20 protein-coding genes are annotated in these 17,530 nt (G+C 72.3%); 12 read left to right on the forward strand and 8 right to left on the reverse strand.

Features of this window, described 5'->3' with window-relative positions:
- Positions 1 to 145: 145 nt before the first annotated feature.
- Positions 146 to 250 carry a small membrane protein MtfM gene (mtfM, locus tag ABZ809_RS12525; RefSeq protein ID WP_267897534.1) on the reverse strand — a complete coding sequence of 35 codons (105 nt, stop codon included), beginning with the start codon at positions 248 to 250 and terminating at the stop codon, positions 146 to 148.
- Positions 251 to 262: 12 nt separating this feature from the next.
- Between mtfM and ABZ809_RS12530 the strand changes: the two genes are divergently transcribed.
- Genes ABZ809_RS12530 through ABZ809_RS12540 form a run of 3 tightly spaced genes read left to right on the forward strand, consistent with a single transcriptional unit; the run spans position 263 to position 3,123 of the window.
- Positions 263 to 637 (forward strand): DsrE family protein, encoded by a 375-nt coding sequence (locus ABZ809_RS12530; RefSeq protein ID WP_357562559.1) that lies wholly within the window; start codon positions 263 to 265, stop codon positions 635 to 637.
- Positions 638 to 691: 54 nt separating this feature from the next.
- Complete coding sequence (locus ABZ809_RS12535; RefSeq protein ID WP_357562560.1) at positions 692 to 1,072, forward strand: SCP2 sterol-binding domain-containing protein; 381 nt, start codon at positions 692 to 694, stop codon at positions 1,070 to 1,072.
- Positions 1,069 to 3,123, forward strand: coding sequence for a glycogen debranching N-terminal domain-containing protein (locus ABZ809_RS12540; protein ID WP_357562561.1), 2,055 nt, complete (start codon positions 1,069 to 1,071; stop codon positions 3,121 to 3,123). The genes ABZ809_RS12535 and ABZ809_RS12540 overlap by 4 nt, the downstream gene beginning before the upstream one ends.
- A gap of 8 nt (positions 3,124 to 3,131) precedes the next feature.
- On the opposite strand, the gene ABZ809_RS12545 is transcribed toward ABZ809_RS12540, so the two are convergent.
- The 6 genes from ABZ809_RS12545 to ABZ809_RS12570 all read right to left on the reverse strand — a co-directional run bounded on the left by ABZ809_RS12545 (position 3,132) and on the right by ABZ809_RS12570 (position 7,670).
- On the reverse strand, positions 3,132 to 3,986 hold the full coding sequence (locus ABZ809_RS12545; protein WP_357562562.1) for a hypothetical protein: 855 nt from the start codon (positions 3,984 to 3,986) through the stop codon (positions 3,132 to 3,134).
- Positions 3,987 to 4,081: 95 nt separating this feature from the next.
- Positions 4,082 to 4,405, reverse strand: a complete 324-nt coding sequence (locus ABZ809_RS12550; RefSeq protein ID WP_357562563.1) for a DUF1416 domain-containing protein — start codon at positions 4,403 to 4,405, stop codon at positions 4,082 to 4,084.
- A 3-nt stretch (positions 4,406 to 4,408) separates the two neighbouring features.
- The gene (locus tag ABZ809_RS12555) at positions 4,409 to 5,257 is read right to left on the reverse strand and encodes a sulfurtransferase (protein ID WP_357562564.1); all 849 of its coding nucleotides are present in this window, start codon (positions 5,255 to 5,257) and stop codon (positions 4,409 to 4,411) included.
- A 204-nt stretch (positions 5,258 to 5,461) separates the two neighbouring features.
- A complete protein-coding gene (locus ABZ809_RS12560) occupies positions 5,462 to 5,539 on the reverse strand; it encodes an Ms5788A family Cys-rich leader peptide (RefSeq protein WP_325050676.1) in 78 nt (25 codons plus the stop codon).
- A 198-nt stretch (positions 5,540 to 5,737) separates the two neighbouring features.
- Positions 5,738 to 6,526 (reverse strand): DUF2993 domain-containing protein, encoded by a 789-nt coding sequence (locus ABZ809_RS12565; RefSeq protein ID WP_357562565.1) that lies wholly within the window; start codon positions 6,524 to 6,526, stop codon positions 5,738 to 5,740.
- Between the two features lie 82 nt (positions 6,527 to 6,608).
- On the reverse strand, positions 6,609 to 7,670 hold the full coding sequence (locus tag ABZ809_RS12570) for a hypothetical protein (RefSeq protein ID WP_357562566.1): 1,062 nt from the start codon (positions 7,668 to 7,670) through the stop codon (positions 6,609 to 6,611).
- Between the two features lie 243 nt (positions 7,671 to 7,913).
- On the opposite strand from ABZ809_RS12570, the gene ABZ809_RS12575 reads away from it, so the two are divergent.
- From ABZ809_RS12575 to ABZ809_RS12610, 8 genes are all read left to right on the forward strand, one after another.
- Complete coding sequence (locus ABZ809_RS12575; RefSeq protein WP_357562567.1) at positions 7,914 to 8,633, forward strand: response regulator transcription factor; 720 nt, start codon at positions 7,914 to 7,916, stop codon at positions 8,631 to 8,633.
- 145 nt (positions 8,634 to 8,778) lie between these two features.
- Positions 8,779 to 9,654, forward strand: coding sequence for a polysaccharide deacetylase family protein (locus tag ABZ809_RS12580; protein ID WP_357562607.1), 876 nt, complete (start codon positions 8,779 to 8,781; stop codon positions 9,652 to 9,654).
- A 58-nt stretch (positions 9,655 to 9,712) separates the two neighbouring features.
- A complete protein-coding gene (mshD, locus tag ABZ809_RS12585; RefSeq protein WP_357562568.1) occupies positions 9,713 to 10,639 on the forward strand; it encodes a mycothiol synthase in 927 nt (308 codons plus the stop codon).
- A gap of 299 nt (positions 10,640 to 10,938) precedes the next feature.
- Positions 10,939 to 12,045, forward strand: a complete 1,107-nt coding sequence (gene pstS, locus ABZ809_RS12590) for a phosphate ABC transporter substrate-binding protein PstS (protein WP_357562569.1) — start codon at positions 10,939 to 10,941, stop codon at positions 12,043 to 12,045.
- A 52-nt stretch (positions 12,046 to 12,097) separates the two neighbouring features.
- On the forward strand, positions 12,098 to 13,189 hold the full coding sequence (gene pstC / locus ABZ809_RS12595; protein ID WP_357562570.1) for a phosphate ABC transporter permease subunit PstC: 1,092 nt from the start codon (positions 12,098 to 12,100) through the stop codon (positions 13,187 to 13,189).
- A complete protein-coding gene (gene pstA / locus ABZ809_RS12600) occupies positions 13,186 to 14,274 on the forward strand; it encodes a phosphate ABC transporter permease PstA (RefSeq protein WP_357562571.1) in 1,089 nt (362 codons plus the stop codon). The genes pstC and pstA overlap by 4 nt, the downstream gene beginning before the upstream one ends.
- 20 nt (positions 14,275 to 14,294) lie before the next feature.
- Positions 14,295 to 15,071, forward strand: coding sequence for a phosphate ABC transporter ATP-binding protein PstB (gene pstB / locus ABZ809_RS12605; protein WP_357562572.1), 777 nt, complete (start codon positions 14,295 to 14,297; stop codon positions 15,069 to 15,071).
- Positions 15,072 to 15,210: 139 nt separating this feature from the next.
- Positions 15,211 to 15,624: a VOC family protein gene (locus ABZ809_RS12610; RefSeq protein WP_357562573.1), complete on the forward strand. Its 414-nt coding sequence runs from the start codon at positions 15,211 to 15,213 to the stop codon at positions 15,622 to 15,624.
- 33 nt (positions 15,625 to 15,657) lie between these two features.
- Here ABZ809_RS12610 and ABZ809_RS12615 read toward each other — a convergent pair whose 3' ends face one another.
- Positions 15,658 to 16,491, reverse strand: coding sequence for an NUDIX domain-containing protein (locus tag ABZ809_RS12615; protein WP_357562574.1), 834 nt, complete (start codon positions 16,489 to 16,491; stop codon positions 15,658 to 15,660).
- A 70-nt stretch (positions 16,492 to 16,561) separates the two neighbouring features.
- Here ABZ809_RS12615 and ABZ809_RS12620 point away from each other — a divergent pair, with 70 nt between their 5' ends.
- A complete protein-coding gene (locus ABZ809_RS12620) occupies positions 16,562 to 17,530 on the forward strand; it encodes a Gfo/Idh/MocA family oxidoreductase (RefSeq protein WP_357562575.1) in 969 nt (322 codons plus the stop codon).

The raw sequence follows: 17,530 nt of genomic DNA on the forward strand, positions 1-17,530 counted from the left end.
CGCAAACCCGGCTCACTCCTCGCGCTCACCAGCGCCACCTTCGTTCGCGACTGCGGGGCTCGCAAACCCGGCTCACTCCTCGCGCTCACCAGCGCCACCTTCGTTCGCGACTGCGGGGCTCGCAAACCCGGCTCACTCCTCGCGCTCACCAGCGCCCTCTCGAAATGCGGACGGCGAGGTAGACCAGGCCACCGGCGAGCGCGCCCAGGCCGGCGACCAGCAGGCTGACGAACCCGATCTCGGTAACCATCGCGACCATCCTATGCTGGGCCCCATGGCCCGCACTCTCGTCGTCAAGGCCACCGCCGGCGCGGACGCCCCGGAGCGGTGCGCGCAGGCATTCACCGTCGCCGCCACCGCGGCCGCCGCCGGGGTGCACGTGTCGCTCTGGCTGACCGGGGAGTCGACCTGGTTCGCGCTGCCGGGCAAGGCGCAGGAGTTCGAGCTGCCGCACTCTGCCCCGCTGGCCGAGCTGCTGCACGTGATCCTCACCACCGGCACCGTGACCGCCTGCACGCAGTGTGCCGCCCGGCGGGACATCGGGCCGGGTGACGTGCTGCCGGGTGTCCGCATCGCCGGCGCGGCGGTCTTCGTCGAGGAGTCGATGGCCGAGGGCGCCCAGGCCCTGGTCTACTGACCAGCGCTCCCTGATACCGGCCCGACAGGTCGGGCAGATGCCTACGATTCGGGTGTGACCGAGGCGACGGAGCGGTTCTTCGAATCACTGCCGGCCCGCGCTCCGGAGGTGCTGCGCAGCCCGGTCAGCGGGACGATGCAGATCGACCTCTCGCACGGCAGCCACACCGTGCACTGGCTGGTCAAGCTCCGTCCGGGCGCGATCGAGGTGAGCCACGACCGCAGGCCGGCCGACGCGATCTGGTACTCCAGTGAGGAACTCTTCGAGCGGCTCGTCACCGGGCGGGCCCAGGCAATCTCGGCGGTGTTCCGCAACGAGAGCAGCTTCAGCGGCGACGTCGTGCTCCTGCTGGCGTTCCGGCGCTTCTTCCCCGACCCGCCCGGCACCCGGGACCCCCGCGAGATCGCCCGTGACCAGGCCGGACGGCTGCGGTGAAGCAACTGGTCAACATCCTGGACGGCAACACGTTCCTGGTGAGCGACCACCGCGGCGACATCGAGCCGTCCCTCGACTTTCCCACCGGGCTCTTCTCCTTCGACACCCGGTTCCTCTCCACCTGGTCGCTGAGCCTCGACGGCGAGCGGTTGCACGCCCTCTCCGTCGACTCCAACGAGTCCTTCCGCACCCGGTTCTTCCTCGTCCCCGGCGCGCCGACCCACTACGTGGACGCGAAGGTCTCGGTGATCCGCAGCAGGGCCATCGGCGACGGCTTCGAGGAGGAACTGACCCTGCTCAACCACTCCGGGGAGGAGGCGGAGTACGTCGTACACATCGACGTGGCCGCCGACTTCGCGGACCTGTTCGAGATCAAGGACGTCCAGCGGAAGAAGGGTCACACCAGCGCCGCCGTCGGCGACAAGGAGCTGCGGCTCGCGTACCGCCGGAAGCTCTTCCACCGGGAGACGGTGATCAGCACCAGCGAACCCGCGCACATCGACGTCTCCGGCATGACCTACCGGATCCGGGTCGGACCGCACGGCGAGTGGACGACCCGGCTGCGCGTGACCACCCTCGTGTACGGGGCGCGGGGCGAGGACTTCCGGACCAGCCTGCCCCTGAGCGGGGGCGGTCGCGGCCCGGACGCGATCCGCGCCGAGCAGAACGAGCTGATCGCCCGCGCGCCGAAGCTCGGCTGCGACTGCCAGCCGCTGGCCGGCGCGTACCGGCAGAGCCTGAACGACCTCGCGGCGCTGCGCTACGAGTCGATCGCCCTCGGCGTGCGGCTGCTGGCCGCCGGGCTGCCATGGTTCATGACCCTCTTCGGCCGGGACAGCATCATCACCTCGCTCCAGTTGGTGCCCTTCCTGCCGGAGCTGATCCCGCCCACGCTCATGATCCTGGCCGGCCTCCAGGGGCACCGGCTCGACGACTTCCGGGACGAGGAGCCGGGCAAGATCCTGCACGAGCTGCGGTACGGCGAGACGGCGGGCTTCGAGGAACAGCCGCACTCGCCGTACTACGGGGCGGCCGACACCACCCCGCTCTTCGTCGTCCTCCTCGACGAGTACGAGCGGTGGACCGGCGACACCCGCCTGGTCCGGCGGTTGGAGGCCAGCGCCCGCGCCGCGCTCGACTGGATCGACACGTACGGGGACCTGCTCGGCACCGGATACCTCTGGTACCAGACCCGGAACCCGGAGACCGGGCTGCGGAACCAGTGCTGGAAGGACTCCTGGGACGGAATCTCCTACCGCGACGGCCGGCTGCCCGACTTCCCCCGCGCCACCTGCGAACTCCAGGGGTACGCCTACGACGCGAAGATCCGCGGCGCCCGGCTGGCCCGGAAGGTCTGGGGCGACCCCGCGTACGCCGACCGGCTGGAACGGGAGGCGGCCGAGCTGAAGACGCGTTTCAACCGCGACTTCTGGATCCCGGAGCGGGAGCACTACGCGCTCGCCCTCGACGCCGAGGGCCGGCACGTCGACGCGCTCAGCTCGAACATCGGGCACCTGCTGTGGAGCGGCATCGTGGACGAGACGCGGGCCGGCCGGATCGCCGAGCACCTGCTGGGACCGCGGCTCTTCTCCGGTTGGGGGGTGCGGACCCTCGCCGACGACCAGGGGCGGTACAACCCGGTCGGCTACCACGTCGGGACGGTCTGGCCGTTCGACAACTCGATCATCGCCTGGGGCCTGTGGCGGTACGGGTTCCGCGAGGAGGCCGGGCGGATCTGCGACGCGATGGTGGCCGCGTCGCGGTTCTTCGACGGGCGGCTGCCGGAGGCCTTCGCCGGCTACGAGCGGGGTCTCACCGACTACCCCGTGGAGTATCCCACCGCGTGCAGCCCGCAGGCCTGGTCGGCGGGGACGCCGCTGCTGCTGCTCCGCGTGATGCTGGGCCTGGAGCCGCAGGACGAGCACCTGATCATCGATCCGGCCGTGCCCGAGGGGATGGGGCGGATCGAGTTGCTCGACATACCCGGCCGCTGGGGCCACGTCGACGCCCTCGGCCGCAGCCGCACCCCGCACGACCACCCAGGCGACTGACCCACGGGTCAGGCGGCGCAGCCGGTGGCGGCGGAGACGACGACCAGGTCGCCCGAGAGGTCGGCGACGACGGTGACCTGGTCGTGCCGGTAGGCGTACGCCTGCGGGGTGTCCAGCAGCGGGAAGCGGGTGACGGGGGCCAACGCGGCGGCCGGGGACGACGGAGCCGGCACGCCCGCGGCGTGGGCGGTACGGGCGGTGCCGCCACCGGGGCAGGGGGCGGTGACCAGCTCGGGGGCCGGCCCGTCCGGGCTGCCGAGGGCCCGCAGCGCCTCCGCGAGGACGCGGGTCTCCACATCGGCGGCGCCGGTCCCGGGTGTGGCGTAGCCTTCGCCGATCGGCCGGCAGCCGGTGTCGACGGTCAGCCGGACCCGGCCGTCCCGCTCGATCCCACCGGAGACGGTGACGAACTCGCTGGCGTCGGCGCGCAGCCGGGGGCCGTCGGGGGTGACCCGGACCCCGGCCCGCCAGTCCTCCGGCAGCCGGTCGGCGACCTGCTCCAGCAGCGTCCGCTCACCGCCCGCCGGAACGAAGACCGCCACCCCGCGCGACAGGGCGGCGCCGTCGGCGAACGGCGTCACCCGGCAGCCCCGGTCGACCTCGGGCGGGGTCAGCACGGCGGTGTCGCCGGCCGCCGCGACCAGCTCGCCGATCGCCCGGTCGACGACCGGGCCGGCCTCCGCCAGGCTGCGCTGCTCACGGACGGTCGGCGGGTCGTTCCGCACCGAGGCCCAGGTGAGCGCCGCCAGCAACACCGCCCACGCCACCGTGGCGACGAGCAGCACCCGCCGCCATCGCCGGGATGAGGTCGGCCGGTCGGGACCGGTCGGCGGGGCCTGCCCCGCCTGGACGACACCGTTCACGAGGCCATCGTGTCACGCCCACGGTTACGTGCCCCTCCGACGGTCGTGGCCCGCGACCTCGGGTGAGGGCGGGCCACGAACGATCAGAGCGTGGGTCAGGCGGCAACCGTGACGGATACCTCGTTGATCCCCCGGGCGGCGGTCACGGCGGTGTCGCCGTTGCCGTGCCGGGAGAGCGCCCGCAGGGTCCAGGCCCCCGGCGCGGCGAAGAACCGGAACTGGCCGGCCGGCGAGGTCACCACCTCGGCGGTGAACTCACCCGTCGAGTCGAGCAGCCGGACGTACGCGCCCGGGACGGTCTCGCCCGCGTCGGACCGGACGACGCCGGTGATCACGGTTTCCTTCTCCAGGTCCAGGCTCGCGGGCAGCGGGGCGGCCTGGTCCGGGGCGGCGCAGCCGGCAGCGGTGGGTGCGGTCATGGCTCAGGCCTCCCCGGGCTCGTCGCCGAGCGCGACCGGCACGCCGACCAGCGAGCCGTACTCGGTCCAGGATCCGTCGTAGTTCTTCACGTTGCGGTGGCCGAGCAGCTCCTGCAGCACGAACCAGGTGTGCGAGGAGCGCTCGCCGATCCGGCAGTAGGCGATGGTCTCCCGGCTGTCGTCCAGCCCGGCGTCGGCGTAGATCTTGCGCAGCTCGTCGTCGGACTTGAAGGTGCCGTCCTCGTTGGCCGCCTTGGACCACGGCACGCTGATCGCGGTGGGGATGTGCCCGGCCCGCTGCGCCTGCTCCTGCGGCAGGTGGGCGGGGGCGAGCAGCCGGCCGGCGAACTCGTCGGGGCTGCGCACGTCGACCAGGTTCTTGGTGCCGATGGCGGCCACGACCTCGTCGCGGAAGGCGCGGATCGAGGCGTCCGGCTCCTGCGCCACGTACTGCGTCGCGGGGCGGGTCACCTCGTCCCGCACCAGCGGACGGGCGTCGAGCTCCCACTTCTTGCGGCCACCGTCGAGCAGCTTGACGTCGCCGTGGCCGTAGAGCTTGAAGTACCAGTACGCGTACGCGGCGAACCAGTTGTTGTTGCCGCCGTAGAGGATGACGGTGTCGTCGTTGCCGATGCCCCGCTCGGAGAGCAGCGCCTCGAACTGGCTCTTGTTGACGAAGTCCCGGCGCACCGGGTCCTGGAGGTCGGTCTTCCAGTCCAGCTTGATCGCGCCGGCGATGTGGCCGGTGTCATAGGCCGAGGTGTCCTCGTCGACCTCGACGAAGACGACGCCCGGGGCGTCGAGGTTCTTCTCGGCCCACTCGGCCGAGACGAGTGCGGTGTCGCGACTCATCAGATCACTCCCTGGTGAGGATGAATGGTGAACCAGCACGAGGCACATGGAAAGCCGTCACTATCGCACCACGCGCGGAATCCACCGTATGGACGGATCAGGGGTTCGTGCGACGGCGCCGCTGCCGGGCGTTGAAGGAGAGCACGGGAGAAGAAAGGCTCCTGCGTGCCAGAGGCCGCTAGGCGACCGAGGACAGCCCCGCCGTCAGATGGCGGGGCGACACAGGCAGGTGGCCACGCGGCACAGGTCGACCGCGCGCCGTTTGGTGAGGAGCGTCCCCATGAGCAGGGAGCCTACCAGCCAGCTACGAGGACACCACCAGGCCGACCAGCATCCGGGACGCGCGTACTGGTAGCCGGGGGCGCAAGGAAGGGCACCTTCCTATCGCAACCGGTGGAGGAAGGGGCCCTTCCTGACCAGCGGGCCGCGGACGCAGGCGCGGGCGGGTCGGGGCGGGCGGGGCCGGAGGCGGTGGGTCGGTCAGCCGGTGGCGGAGCTGATCGGCACGTTCCTGGCGTCGGCGGTGACCGTCAGCCCCTCGGGCAGTGGCCAGACCTCCCGGACGGCGAGCTGGAACGGCAGCTCGGGCAGGGGCACGTCGATGGAGATGCTGCGGGCGTAGTTGTTGAGCAGCGTCCGGGCCAGCGGCAGGTTCGGCAGACCCTCGGCGTTCAGGTCGTTGAAGCGCAGCGCCACCTGGCCCTCCTTGCCGACCGTGATGTCGGCGGTGCCGGTCACGGTGAGGCGCTGGCCGAGGATGTCGACCGGGGCGGTGACGGCCAACCGGCCGCCCTGCTCGGCGAGGGCCAGCCCCGGCCGGTCGAGCAGCTTGGCGAGGCTGTCGTAGCTGATGGTGCCGGTGCCGTCGACGGTCTCGGCGACCACTTCGCCCTGGCCGGAGCGGATGGTGTCCAGCGAGGCCCGCACGTTGCGGGCGTCCACGTCGAGCTTCGGCATCGCGACCGCGTCGCCCCGCACCGAGGCCTGCACGTCACGCAGCCCGATGGAGATGCGCTCGTACCGGCCGTCGAGCACCTGGGTGAGGAACGGGAACCCGCCGACCTCCACCTCCGGCGCCGACGAGTGCGCACCCTGCTTCGTGATCTCCCGCCGGACCTGGTCGGCGATGGCGTTCTCGGCGACGCCCACCGCGATCCGGTCGGCCACGGCGATCAGGCCGCCCAGGACCAGCACCAGGACGACGAGGGTGATGAGCACCTTGCGCCCACGTCGCCGGGGCCGCTCCTCGTACGTGTCGTCCCGCGCCACGCCCACCTCCTGTCGTCAGTGCCCGGATGCCGCGGTGCGGCGCACCGGTGGTACCCGGACGGGGAAACTCTCAATCGCCGCGTCAGAGAACGAGCTTGCACATCGCGTACGCGGCCGGCGCGGCCAGGGCGAAGCCGCCGAGCGGCCCCTGCATGTGCCGGGCGATCCACATGGTCGGCGGCTCTCCCGCCATCAGCCGGCCCGCCTCGGCGTAGTTGACGGCGAGGTCGGCCAGCACGGCGGCGACCGCCGCGACCAGGCCGATGATCGCGGCCCGGGTCGGGGTGAACGGCGTCACCAGGTAGCTGCCGAGGACGGCGCTGACGAGCGTGCCGACCATCGCGCCGGCGACCACTCCGGCCGCACCCCGGGGCACCTGGGGGGCCAGCCGGGGCCAGGGCGCCACGGCGTCGGTGAGCCGGGCGACGGTGAGCGCGACAGCGCTGGCGGTGAGGCACACGGTGATGGCCTGGGTGCCCGCCGGAATCCGGCTGAGCACGATCAGGGTGGCGAAGGCGACGACGCCGACCACGATCAGCAGGGTGCTGCCGAGCGAGTCGGTGACCCGCACCCGGTCGACCCGCCGGACGAGCTGGCCGAGCACCCCGAGGGCGAAGCCGCCCGCCGCGACGTAGCCCAGCGGCGCCAGGCCGGCGACGTCCGTCTGCACGGCGGCGGCGTCCGCCGCGACCGCGGCCACGACGCTGACCAGGGCGACCAGCAGCAGCGCGGGCGGCCGCATGGCCATCGTCCAGGCCAGCACGAAGAGCAGTTGCACGCCGAAGATGACGAACGCGAACGGCAGCCGGTGCCCCGGGCCGGAGGTCTGCGCGCCGAGCACCAGACCCACCCCGAGCAGGAGGGCGAACCCGGCGACGGCGAGTGCGAGCGGGCGGCGTACCTCGACCGGCTCCACCAGTTCGTCGTCCGGCTCGTCGTCCGGCTCGTCGTCGGGCCGGCGGGCCGGCTCGCCGCCGCGCCGGGCGCGGCGCGGTCCGCCGCGCTCCCGGCGGTCGCCGTCGTCGTCTGGGGCCGGCCCGGTGCGCGGCGCCGGCGGCTGGCCGCGGGACGGGCCGGACGGCCCTGGGTGAGGCCCGTCGGACCACGGATCGCGACCGGTTTCGGGCGAGCTGGAGGGAAACACGCCCCGATCGTGCCAGACCCGTGGGCCCGCGCGGAGGTCACGGTTTCGGCAACGTTAAAACCTGAAGCGCGATCATGGGCAACTCGGGCAAACAGGAAGGGACGCCAGGGCGCAGCCGGGGCGATCGGTTACGCTCGACTCGCTTACCCGCCCGTCAGCGACGCCGGGACCCACGCAAGTTCATCAGCGCCATCCCCCTCGGAGTGCGCTGGTCGCGCGCGGCCGACGGCCGCCGGGACGGAGGTGATCGTGGAGATCCTGCTGCTGGTGACCGCACGCGCAGGCGAACCATCCGCAGTGCTGCCGGCGCTCGACCTACTGCCACACTCGGTCCGCACCGCGCCCCGCGACGTCCGCACCCTGGTCGCGGGCCCCAGCCCGGACGCGGTGCTCGTCGACGCCCGCTCGGAGCTGAGCGAGGCGCGGGCGACCTGCCGGATGCTGCACGCCACCGGGCTCGGGGTGCCGCTGGTCGCGGTGGTCACCGAGGCCGGCCTGATCGCGCTCAACGCCGACTGGGGCGTCGACGACGTCGTGCTCGCCTCCGCCGGCCCGGCCGAGGTGGAGGCCCGGCTGCGGCTCGCCGTCGGCCGGCTGAGCAACGCCACCTCCGGGGCCGGCGGCTCGATCCGCGCGGGCGAGCTGACGATCGACCCGGACACGTACGCCGCGAAGCTCAAGGGCCGGCCGCTCGACCTGACCTACAAGGAGTTCGAGCTGCTGAAGTTCCTGGCGCAGCACCCGGGCCGGGTGTTCACCCGGGACCAGCTCCTACGCGAGGTCTGGGGCTACGACTACTTCGGCGGCACCCGCACGGTCGACGTGCACGTCCGGCGGTTGCGCGCGAAGCTCGGCTCCGAGTACGAGTCGATGATCGGCACGGTGCGGCAGGTCGGCTACAAGTTCGTCGTACCGCCCTCCCGGTCGCTGCCCGAGAGTGAGCACGCTCCGCTGCCGGTCTGACCTCATCCATCCCTTCGGGGATGTTTCCTGTATGCCCCTTTTTGCGCTGCTCGTCGGCCATATCCTGACTGCCGGGTTAGCGATAAAAGGGGGCGGTGTCGTGCGTATCGACCACGGGGGCAGCGGTTCGGCGCGAGCGGACCAACTGATCCGGGACGCCCCGGTCGGACGCACCATCGGGCTCGTCGCGCTCGTGGTCGTCGCGCTGCTCGGCACCGCGTACGCCCTGGGACGCAGCCTGGTCCCCGACCCACCCAGGTCCCCTTCCAGCGCCACCGGCCAGCACCAGGCGGACCAGCCGCGGGCGGACGACACCCCCCGGCCCACGCCGGACGGTGACCGGACCAGCCGCCCGACGGAGACCGGGCAGGACGGCCGCGCCCACCCGGACGGCACGCCGACGCCGCACCCGGCCGACGGGCCGTTCGGCACGCAGACCACCAGCGGCACCGCACTGGTGGCCCTGACCTTCGACGACGGACCGGACCCGCGCTACACCCCGCAGGTGCTCGCCATCCTCCGTGAGCACCGGGTGCGGGCCACCTTCTGCGTGGTCGGCGAGAACGCGCAGAGCCACCCGGACCTGGTCCGGGCGATCGTGGCCGACGGGCACACCCTGTGCAACCACAGCTGGAACCACGACGTCACCCTCGGCCAGCACTCCCCCGCCGACATCCGGGCGGACCTGCTGCGCACCAGCGAGGCGATCCGGGCGGCGGTCCCCGACGCGCCGATCGCGTACTACCGGCAACCCGGCGGCGCCTGGACCGGCCCGGTGGTGTCGGTCGCCCGGCAGCTCGGGATGACCCCGCTGCACTGGACGGTGGACACGTCGGACTGGCAGATGCCAGGAGCCGGCCAGATCGCCGCCACGGTCGCCACGGGCGTCGAGCCCGGCTCGGTCGTGCTGCTGCACGACGCCGGCGGCGACCGGCAGGGCACGGTGGACGCGTTGCACCGCATCCTGCCGGACCTGACCAGCCGGTTCGAGGTGGAGGCGCTGCCCGCCGACCCGACGTGAGCCCGGGAACCGGCCCGAGGTCGGCGGCACGGGCGACCGACCGGACTACGGTGACCGCATGAGCAACCCCGAACCGAGCAACGGCCGGGTGACCCGGGCCGACCGCCTCAGCCCTTCGGAGATCGCCGACGTGACGACCCTCGCCCGGGTCGCCGGCGACGCGGACGGAGCGGACCCCTTCGACGAGCACGTCCTGCTCCGGCTCCGCGACCCGGACGCGCCCGCGGTGCACCTGACCGCCCGGGCGGACGACGGCACGCTGTCCGGGTACGCGCACCTCGACACCACAGACGTGGCCGCCGGGATCGGGGTGGAACTGGTCGTGCACCCGGCGTACCGGCGGCGCGGGACCGGCCGGGAACTGGCCCGGGGCGTACTGGCGGCGGCCGACGGGCCCCTGCGGGTCTGGGCGCACGGCGACCACCCCTCCGCCGCCGCGCTCGCCGTCGACCTGGGCCTGCGCCGGGCCCGGGTGCTGTGGCAGCTACGCCGGCCGTTGACCGCTCCGATCTCCGAACCCGCCCTGCCGGAGGGGGTGACGCTGCGCGCGTACCGGCCGGGTGTCGACGACGAGGAGTGGCTGGCGCTCAACGCCCGGGCCTTCGCCGCGCACCCGGAGCAGGGCCGCTGGTCCATCGCCGACCTGCGGGTACGCCTCGCCGAGCCGTGGTTCGACCCGGAGGGCTTCCTGCTCGCCGTCGAGGAGTCCACCGGCCGGCTGCTCGGCTTCCACTGGACGAAGGTGCACGAGCGGCCCGGCTCGGCCCGCATCGGCGAGGTCTACGTCCTCGGCGTGGACCCGTCGGGGCACCGGGGCGGCCTGGGCCGGGCGCTGACCGCGGCCGGACTGGCGTACCTGCGGGACCGGCGCGGCCTGGACCGGGTCATGCTCTACGTCGACGAGTCGAACACCGCCGCGGTCGCGCTCTACGAGCGGATCGGTTTCGCCCGCTGGTCGGCGCACGTCAACTACCAGTCGGCCTGACCCGCCCGCACCGGCCCGGGCCGGCGGCATCGTGCCGGTCCGAGCCGGTGTCTGGCGGGCTCCGGGCGGGTGCGCACCAGAAAAATCCGCATACTTACGACAGGCGCATCCGAGTTCACTAAACGGACAACTCACCCTCAGCGAGCGGTCATCTGCACTGCCGCACCTGTTCACCCTCCGTTCACTTGCGACCGGCGAACCGGCTACCTGGCACTCCTAACTTTTGGATCAGCCGGTCAGCGCCGGCACCCCGGGCCCCAATCCGGGTGCGAAGTCAGACGTGAAGGGAAACCCCTCAGGTGAAGCTCCAGCGGCACGGCACCCTCGCCTGCCTCGCTCTTACCGCGACGCTCGCTCTCAGTGCATGCGGCTCGGACAACAACGAGCCCGCGAGCAGCGCCTCCGCCTCCGGGTCGGCCGCCGCCGCCGACTGCGCCACCGGCACGCTGAACACCCAGGGCTCGTCGGCGCAGAAGAACGCCATGGACGAGTGGATCAAGGCGTACCAGCAGAAGTGCTCCGGCGCCAAGATCAACTATGAGCCCTCCGGCTCGGGCGCCGGCATCCAGGCCTTCATCGCCGGCACCGCCGACTTCGCCGGCTCGGACTCCGCCCTGAAGGAGGAGGAGCAGCCGCAGGCCAACGCCAAGTGCGTCGGCGGCGCCGCGATCAACCTGCCGATGGTGATCGGCCCGGTCGCCATCGCCTACAACGTCAGCGGCGTGGACAACCTCCAGCTCAAGCCGGCCACCCTGGCGAAGATCTTCGCCGGCAAGGTGACCAAGTGGGACGACGCGGCGATCAAGGCCGACAACCCGGGCGCCACGCTGCCGTCGACCACCATCAACGCGGTGCACCGCTCGGACTCCTCCGGCACCACCGACAACTTCACCGACTTCCTGACCAAGACCGCCGCCGCCGACTGGACCTTCGGCAAGGCCAAGGAGTGGAAGGCCCCGGGCGGCACCGGTGCCACGAAGTCCGACGGCATGGCCAGCGCCATCAAGGGCCAGGACGGCACCATCGGCTACGTCGAGTGGTCGTACGCCGAGAACGGCGGCCTGAAGACCGCCAAGATCGGCAACGGCGCGGGCGAGTTCGCCGAGCTGACCGCCGAGTCGGCCGGTAAGACCATCGCCGGCGCCGAGGTGGTCGGCCAGGGCGACGACCTCAAGATGAAGATCGACTACAACACCAAGGAGGCCGGGGCCTACCCGATCGTCCTGGTGACCTACGAGATCGTCTGCTCGAAGGGCCTCGCCGCCGACAAGCTGCCGCTGGTCAAGGGCTTCCTGGGCCACGCCGCCAGCACCGCCGGCCAGGCCGACCTGACCGAGCTGGGCTACGCCCCGCTGCCCGAGACGGTCCGCGCCAAGGTCGAGGCCGCGGTCAAGAACCTCGCCTGAGCCGTACGCACCGACACAGACCTCACCACCTCAACTCGAAGCGAGCGAGCAGATGGGTGAAACCCCTCACCGCTCGGCCCACGCCGGCACCGGCGGGACCCGTGTGACCGAAGGTCACGACAGGCCCGCCGGTGCCTCGGCGCGTGTGGCCGAGGCACCAGTCAGCACCCGTACGCCGGGCGGAGCCGGGTTGGGCGGCGGCGGCGCGCTGCCCCGGGCCCGGGCCTTCGGCGCCGAACGGGCCTTCCGCGGGCTCACCCTGGGCGCCGGCACCGCCGTCCTGGTCATCATCGCCGCGATCGCGGTCTTCCTGGTCGCCAAGGCGGTGCCGGCGCTGGGCGCCAACACCGAGAGCTTCTGGACGTTCGAGGGCTGGTTCCCGAACGACGCGGAGCCGAAGTTCGGCATCGGCGCGCTCGCCTTCGGCACCGTACTCAGTTCCGCGCTGGCCCTGCTGATCGCGGTGCCGGTGGCCCTGGGCATCGCGCTCTACCTGTCCCACTACGCCCCGCGCCGGCTCGGCACCGCGCTGGGCTTCCTGATCGACCTGCTGGCCGCGGTGCCGAGCGTGGTCTTCGGCCTCTGGGGCCGGGACGTCTTCATCAACCCGGTGCGGGACTTCTCCGCCTGGCTGAACACGTACTTCGGCTGGATCCCGATCTTCGGCGGCGACGGCCCGTTCGGGAAGTCCATCATGCTGGGCGCGCTGGTCCTGGCGATCATGGTGCTGCCGATCATCACCTCGCTCTCCCGCGAGGTGTTCCTGCAGACCCCGACCGCCAACGAGGAGGCCGCCCTAGCCCTCGGCGCCACCCGCTGGGAGATGATCCGCACCGCGGTGCTGCCGTACGGCCGCCCCGGCATCGTCGCCGCGGTGATGCTCGGGCTGGGCCGGGCCCTCGGCGAGACCATCGCCCTGGCGATGACCCTCGGCATCACCTTCAACATCTCGTTCAACCTGATCGAGAGCGGTGGCAACACCATCGCCGCCAACATCGCCAACACGTTCGGCGAGGCGAACGACACCGGTCGGGGCGCGTTGATCGCCTCGGGCCTGGTGCTCTTCGCCATCACGCTGATCGTCAACATCACGGCGCGGGCGATCATCCACCGCCGCCGGGAGTTCACGGAGTCGGCCGCATGACCACTACCGTTACGTCTCACCGGACCCGGCCGGCGGCGCAGCCGCCGAGCCTGAAGGCCAGGCGGTTGCCGAGGTACGCCGCACCCGCCATCGCGGCCGCCGCCCTACTTGTCGCCGCCGCGTTCGTGTACGGCACCGGCACCGGCGGCCCGGTCCTGGTCGTGGTGGTCGGCGCGCTGCTCTACCTGGCCGGGCTGTTCGCCGCCGCGAGCCGGGTCGAGGGTCGGCGGTCGGCCCGCAACCGCACCTGGAGCGCGCTGATCCACTCCGCGTTCGTGCTGGCCGTCCTGCCGCTGGCCTCGGTGGTCTGGACGCTGGTCAGCAAGGGCGTCGAACGGCTGGACGGCGACTTCTTCCTCACCTCGATGAACAACATCGGCGCGCGGGACCCGAACGGCGGCGCGTACCACGCGATCGTCGGCACGCTCCAGCAGGTCGGCATCGCCGCCCTGATCACCGTCCCGCTCGGCATCCTGTGCGCGATCTACATCGTCGAGTACGGCCGGGGCCGGTTCGCCCTGACGATCCGGTTCTTCGTGGACGTGATGACGGGCATCCCGTCGATCGTCGCCGGCCTGTTCGTGCTGGCGTTCTGGGTGCTGATCGTCTCGCCGTGGTTCAACGACGGGCGGCCCAGCTTCTCCGGCTTCGCCGCCGCGCTGGCGCTGAGCGTGCTGATGCTGCCCACCGTGGTCCGCTCCACCGAGGAGATGCTGCGCCTCGTCCCGGCGCCGCTGCGCGAGGGGGCGTACGCCCTCGGCGTGCCGAAGTGGAAGACCATCCTGCGGGTCGTCCTGCCGACCGCCCTGCCGGGCATCGTCACCGGCGTCATGCTCGCCATCGCCCGCGCGGCCGGCGAGACCGCCCCGGTGCTGCTCGTCGCCGGCGGCGGCGCGGCGATCAACTTCAACCCGTTCGAGAACAACCAGTCGTCGCTGGCCCTCTTCGTCTACCAGCAGGCCGGTGACGCGTCCCGGTACGCGCCGGCGCGGGCGTGGACCGCGGCACTCACCCTGGTCGCCCTCGTGCTGATCCTGACCGTCGCGGCGAAGCTGCTCGCCCGTCGCAACCGGCTCGGCCGATGAACCCCGGAGGTACCACCACCATGGCCAAGCGCATCGAGGCGGAGAACGTCACCGCCTACTACGGCGCCTTCAAGGCGATCGAGAACATCTCCCTGACGGTCGAGCCGAAGACGGTGACCGCCCTGATCGGCCCGTCCGGCTGCGGCAAGTCCACCTTCCTGCGGTCGATCAACCGGATGCACGAGGTGCTTCCCGGTGCCCGGGTCGAGGGCAGCCTCACCATCGACGACCAGGACATCTACGACCGGGACGTGGACGTCACCGCCGTCCGGCGCATGATCGGCATGGTCTTCCAGCGGCCGAACCCGTTCCCCACGATGAGCATCTTCGAGAACGTGGTGGCCGGGCTGCGGCTCAACGGGGTCCGCAAGAAGTCGATCCTGGACGAGGCGGCGGAGAAGGCCCTCCGCTCCGCCAACCTCTGGGACGAGGTCAAGGACCGGCTCGGCAAGCCCGGCGCCGGCCTCTCCGGCGGCCAGCAGCAGCGGCTCTGCATCGCCCGGACCATCGCGGTGGAGCCGCAGGTGGTGCTGATGGACGAGCCCTGCTCGGCGCTCGACCCGATCTCCACGCTGGCCATCGAGGACCTGATGTTCCAGCTCAAGGACAAGTTCACCATCATCATCGTCACGCACAACATGCAGCAGGCTGCCCGCGTCTCGGACCGGACCGCCTTCTTCTCGATCGAGAAGACCGGCGACCCGGGCCGCCTCATCGAGTACGACAACACGCAGAAGATCTTCAGCAACCCCGGCGTGAAGAAGACCGAGGACTACATCACCGGCCGCTTCGGCTGAGCCGTGTTAGGAAGGGCCCCTTCCTATCGTTCTGTGTATAGGAAGGGGCCCTTCCTAACGCCCGGGGAGCCCTGCAGCGTCCCGGGGTCTGCTCTATGGTCGGGGCGGAGACGCCTACCGGTCGCTGCGGAGGACGGGCATGTCTGAATATCCCCGGTTGCTGCACACCGTGCTCGACAGCACGAACCCACGAGAGCTTGCCGAGTTCTATAGGCAACTGCTCGGGCTGCGGTACCGGCCCGGTGACGAACCTCCGACGGACGGGACGGCCGACGACCGGGACTGGCTCGTGCTCAGGGACTCCGACGGAGCCGCCACGCTCGCCTTCCAACTTGTCGACCGCCTGCCTCCGACCACCTGGCCCCGGCACGACGTTCCGATGCAGTTGCACCTCGACTTCACGGTGCCGGACGCGTCCGAGTTGGAGAGGCAGCGTGCGCGGGCGGAGGCCCTGGGCGCGAAAATCCTGCTCGACCGGACCGACGACTCCGACGAGCCGTTGTACGTCTTCGCGGACCCGTCCGGTCATCCGTTCTGCATCTTCGTGGCCTAGCGTCGCCGACCTCCGCGCACCGGGCGACCGCAGTCAGGCCAGCACGAAGCGGGGCTCGCCGTCGTCGGGCACGTCGAGGCGGGGGGTGACCGGGGTGGCGGCGTCGCGGGTCGCCGCCGCACGCGCCACGCCGGCCAGGTCCCCGCCGGCCGCCACCTGGGCCAGGCTCACCAGGGTCGGCGGGAGCATGCGCAGCTCGCCCGCCGCCACCCGCGCCAGCGCGTCCGCCGGGCGGACCCACAGGGTGTGGTCGGCCTCGCCGGAGACGTCCCGGGTCCGCTGCCCCTCGGGCAGGAGGGCCACGAAGAAGTACGTGTCGAAGCGGCGCGGCTCGAACTCCGGCGTGATCCACCGGCTCCACGGCAGCAGCAGGTCCGACCGGAGGGTGAGCCCGCGCCGGGCGAGCAGGTCGGCGAAGCCGCCCCGGCGCTGCTCCAGCGCCACCCGGTCGGCCTCCCAGTCGTCGCCGCTGACGTCGCCCACCACGGTCCCGGCGTCCGGGCCGGCGAGCAGGACTCCGGCCTCCTCGAACACCTCCCGGGCCGCGGCGCAGACGACCGCCTGGGCGGCGTCCGGCGCCAGCCCCAGCCGCTCGCCCCAGCCGGCCGGCGTCGGGCCGGCCCAGCCCAGGTGCGCCTGCGAGTCCGAGGGGTCGACCCCGCCGCCGGGGAAGGCGTACATCCCACCGAAGGCCATCGCGGCGACCCGCCGGATCAGGTAGACCTCGAAGTCGTCGCCGGCGGGCCGGAGCAGCAGGACGGTCGCCGCGACCCGGGGCGGGGCCGGGGTGCCGCCCTCGGCGCGGAATCGGCGGGCGTGCTCCACGAGCGCCGGGGGTGCGGGGAAGCCGTCGGCGTCGATCGTCATGCGCCGAGCCTAGTTCCCGACGGGTGGATCACCACGCCGGTGCCCGGTGATCTTCGCTAGCCTGGCCGCCATGACTCGTTGGGGCATCCTGGCCACCGGCAACATCGCCGCCCGTTTCGCCGAGGACCTCCGGCTGGTGCCGGGCGCCGAACTGGTGGCGGTCGGCTCGCGTACCGCCGAGAGCGCGGAGCGGTTCGCGGGCCGGCACGGCGTGCCACGGGCGTACGCCTCCTGGGCCGAACTCGCCGCGGACGACGACCTGGACGTCGTCTACGTCGCCACCCCGCACGCCGCGCACCACGAGGCGGCCATGACCTGCCTCGCGGCCGGCCGCGCGGTGCTGGTGGAGAAGCCGTTCACCCTCGATTTGGCGACCAGCGCCGAGCTGGTCGACACCGCCCGCGCGGCCGGGGTCTTCGCCATGGAGGCCATGTGGATGCGGACGAACCCGCTCATCCGCCGCGTCGCCGAGCTGGTGGCGGACGGGGCGATCGGCACGGTGACCAGCGTGCGGGCCGACTTCGGGCTGGCCGGGCCGTTCCCGCCGGAGCACCGGCTGCGGGCCCGTACGCTCGGCGGCGGCGCCCTGCTCGACCTCGGCATCTACCCGGTCAGCCTGGCCCACCTGATCCTCGGCGTGCCCGACCACGTCCGGTCCTGGGCGAAGCTGAGCCCCGAGGGCGTGGACGAGAACACCGGGATCGTCCTCGGCTACGACTCCGGGGCGGTGGCCACGCTGAGCTGCGGCCTGATCGGGGCGACCCCGGTGGTCGCCGCCATCACCGGCACCACCGGACGGATCGAGCTGCCCGAGCTGTTCTTCTGCCCGGGGTCGGTGATCCTGCACCAGGCCGGCGCCGAGCCGGAGACGATCACCGGCGAGCCGGGCGGCGGTGGCTACCAGCACGAGGCCGCCGAGGTCCAGCGGTGCCTCGCCGAGGGGTTGCTGGAGAGCCCGCTGGTGTCCCACGCCACCACGCTGGAGGTGATGGCACTCCTCGACGGGATCCGCGCCCAGATCGGCGTCTCCTACACCTGA

Source organism: Micromonospora sp. NPDC047074 (assembly GCF_040643815.1).
Lineage (GTDB): Bacteria > Actinomycetota > Actinomycetes > Mycobacteriales > Micromonosporaceae > Micromonospora.

What these genes read in the sequence shown, in the direction of transcription:
- mtfM (WP_267897534.1), bottom strand. Translation starts at nt 250, where the DNA reads ATGGTTACCGAGATCGGGTTCGTCAGCCTGCTGGTCGCCGGCCTGGGC.
- ABZ809_RS12530 (WP_357562559.1), top strand. Translation starts at nt 263, where the DNA reads ATGCTGGGCCCCATGGCCCGCACTCTCGTCGTCAAGGCCACCGCCGGC.
- ABZ809_RS12550 (WP_357562563.1), bottom strand. Translation starts at nt 4,405, where the DNA reads ATGACCGCACCCACCGCTGCCGGCTGCGCCGCCCCGGACCAGGCCGCC.
- ABZ809_RS12555 (WP_357562564.1), bottom strand. Translation starts at nt 5,257, where the DNA reads ATGAGTCGCGACACCGCACTCGTCTCGGCCGAGTGGGCCGAGAAGAAC.
- ABZ809_RS12560 (WP_325050676.1), bottom strand. Translation starts at nt 5,539, where the DNA reads ATGGGGACGCTCCTCACCAAACGGCGCGCGGTCGACCTGTGCCGCGTG.
- mshD (WP_357562568.1), top strand. Translation starts at nt 9,713, where the DNA reads ATGAGCAACCCCGAACCGAGCAACGGCCGGGTGACCCGGGCCGACCGC.
- pstC (WP_357562570.1), top strand. Translation starts at nt 12,098, where the DNA reads ATGGGTGAAACCCCTCACCGCTCGGCCCACGCCGGCACCGGCGGGACC.
- pstA (WP_357562571.1), top strand. Translation starts at nt 13,186, where the DNA reads ATGACCACTACCGTTACGTCTCACCGGACCCGGCCGGCGGCGCAGCCG.
- pstB (WP_357562572.1), top strand. Translation starts at nt 14,295, where the DNA reads ATGGCCAAGCGCATCGAGGCGGAGAACGTCACCGCCTACTACGGCGCC.
- ABZ809_RS12610 (WP_357562573.1), top strand. Translation starts at nt 15,211, where the DNA reads ATGTCTGAATATCCCCGGTTGCTGCACACCGTGCTCGACAGCACGAAC.
- ABZ809_RS12615 (WP_357562574.1), bottom strand. Translation starts at nt 16,491, where the DNA reads ATGACGATCGACGCCGACGGCTTCCCCGCACCCCCGGCGCTCGTGGAG.
- ABZ809_RS12620 (WP_357562575.1), top strand. Translation starts at nt 16,562, where the DNA reads ATGACTCGTTGGGGCATCCTGGCCACCGGCAACATCGCCGCCCGTTTC.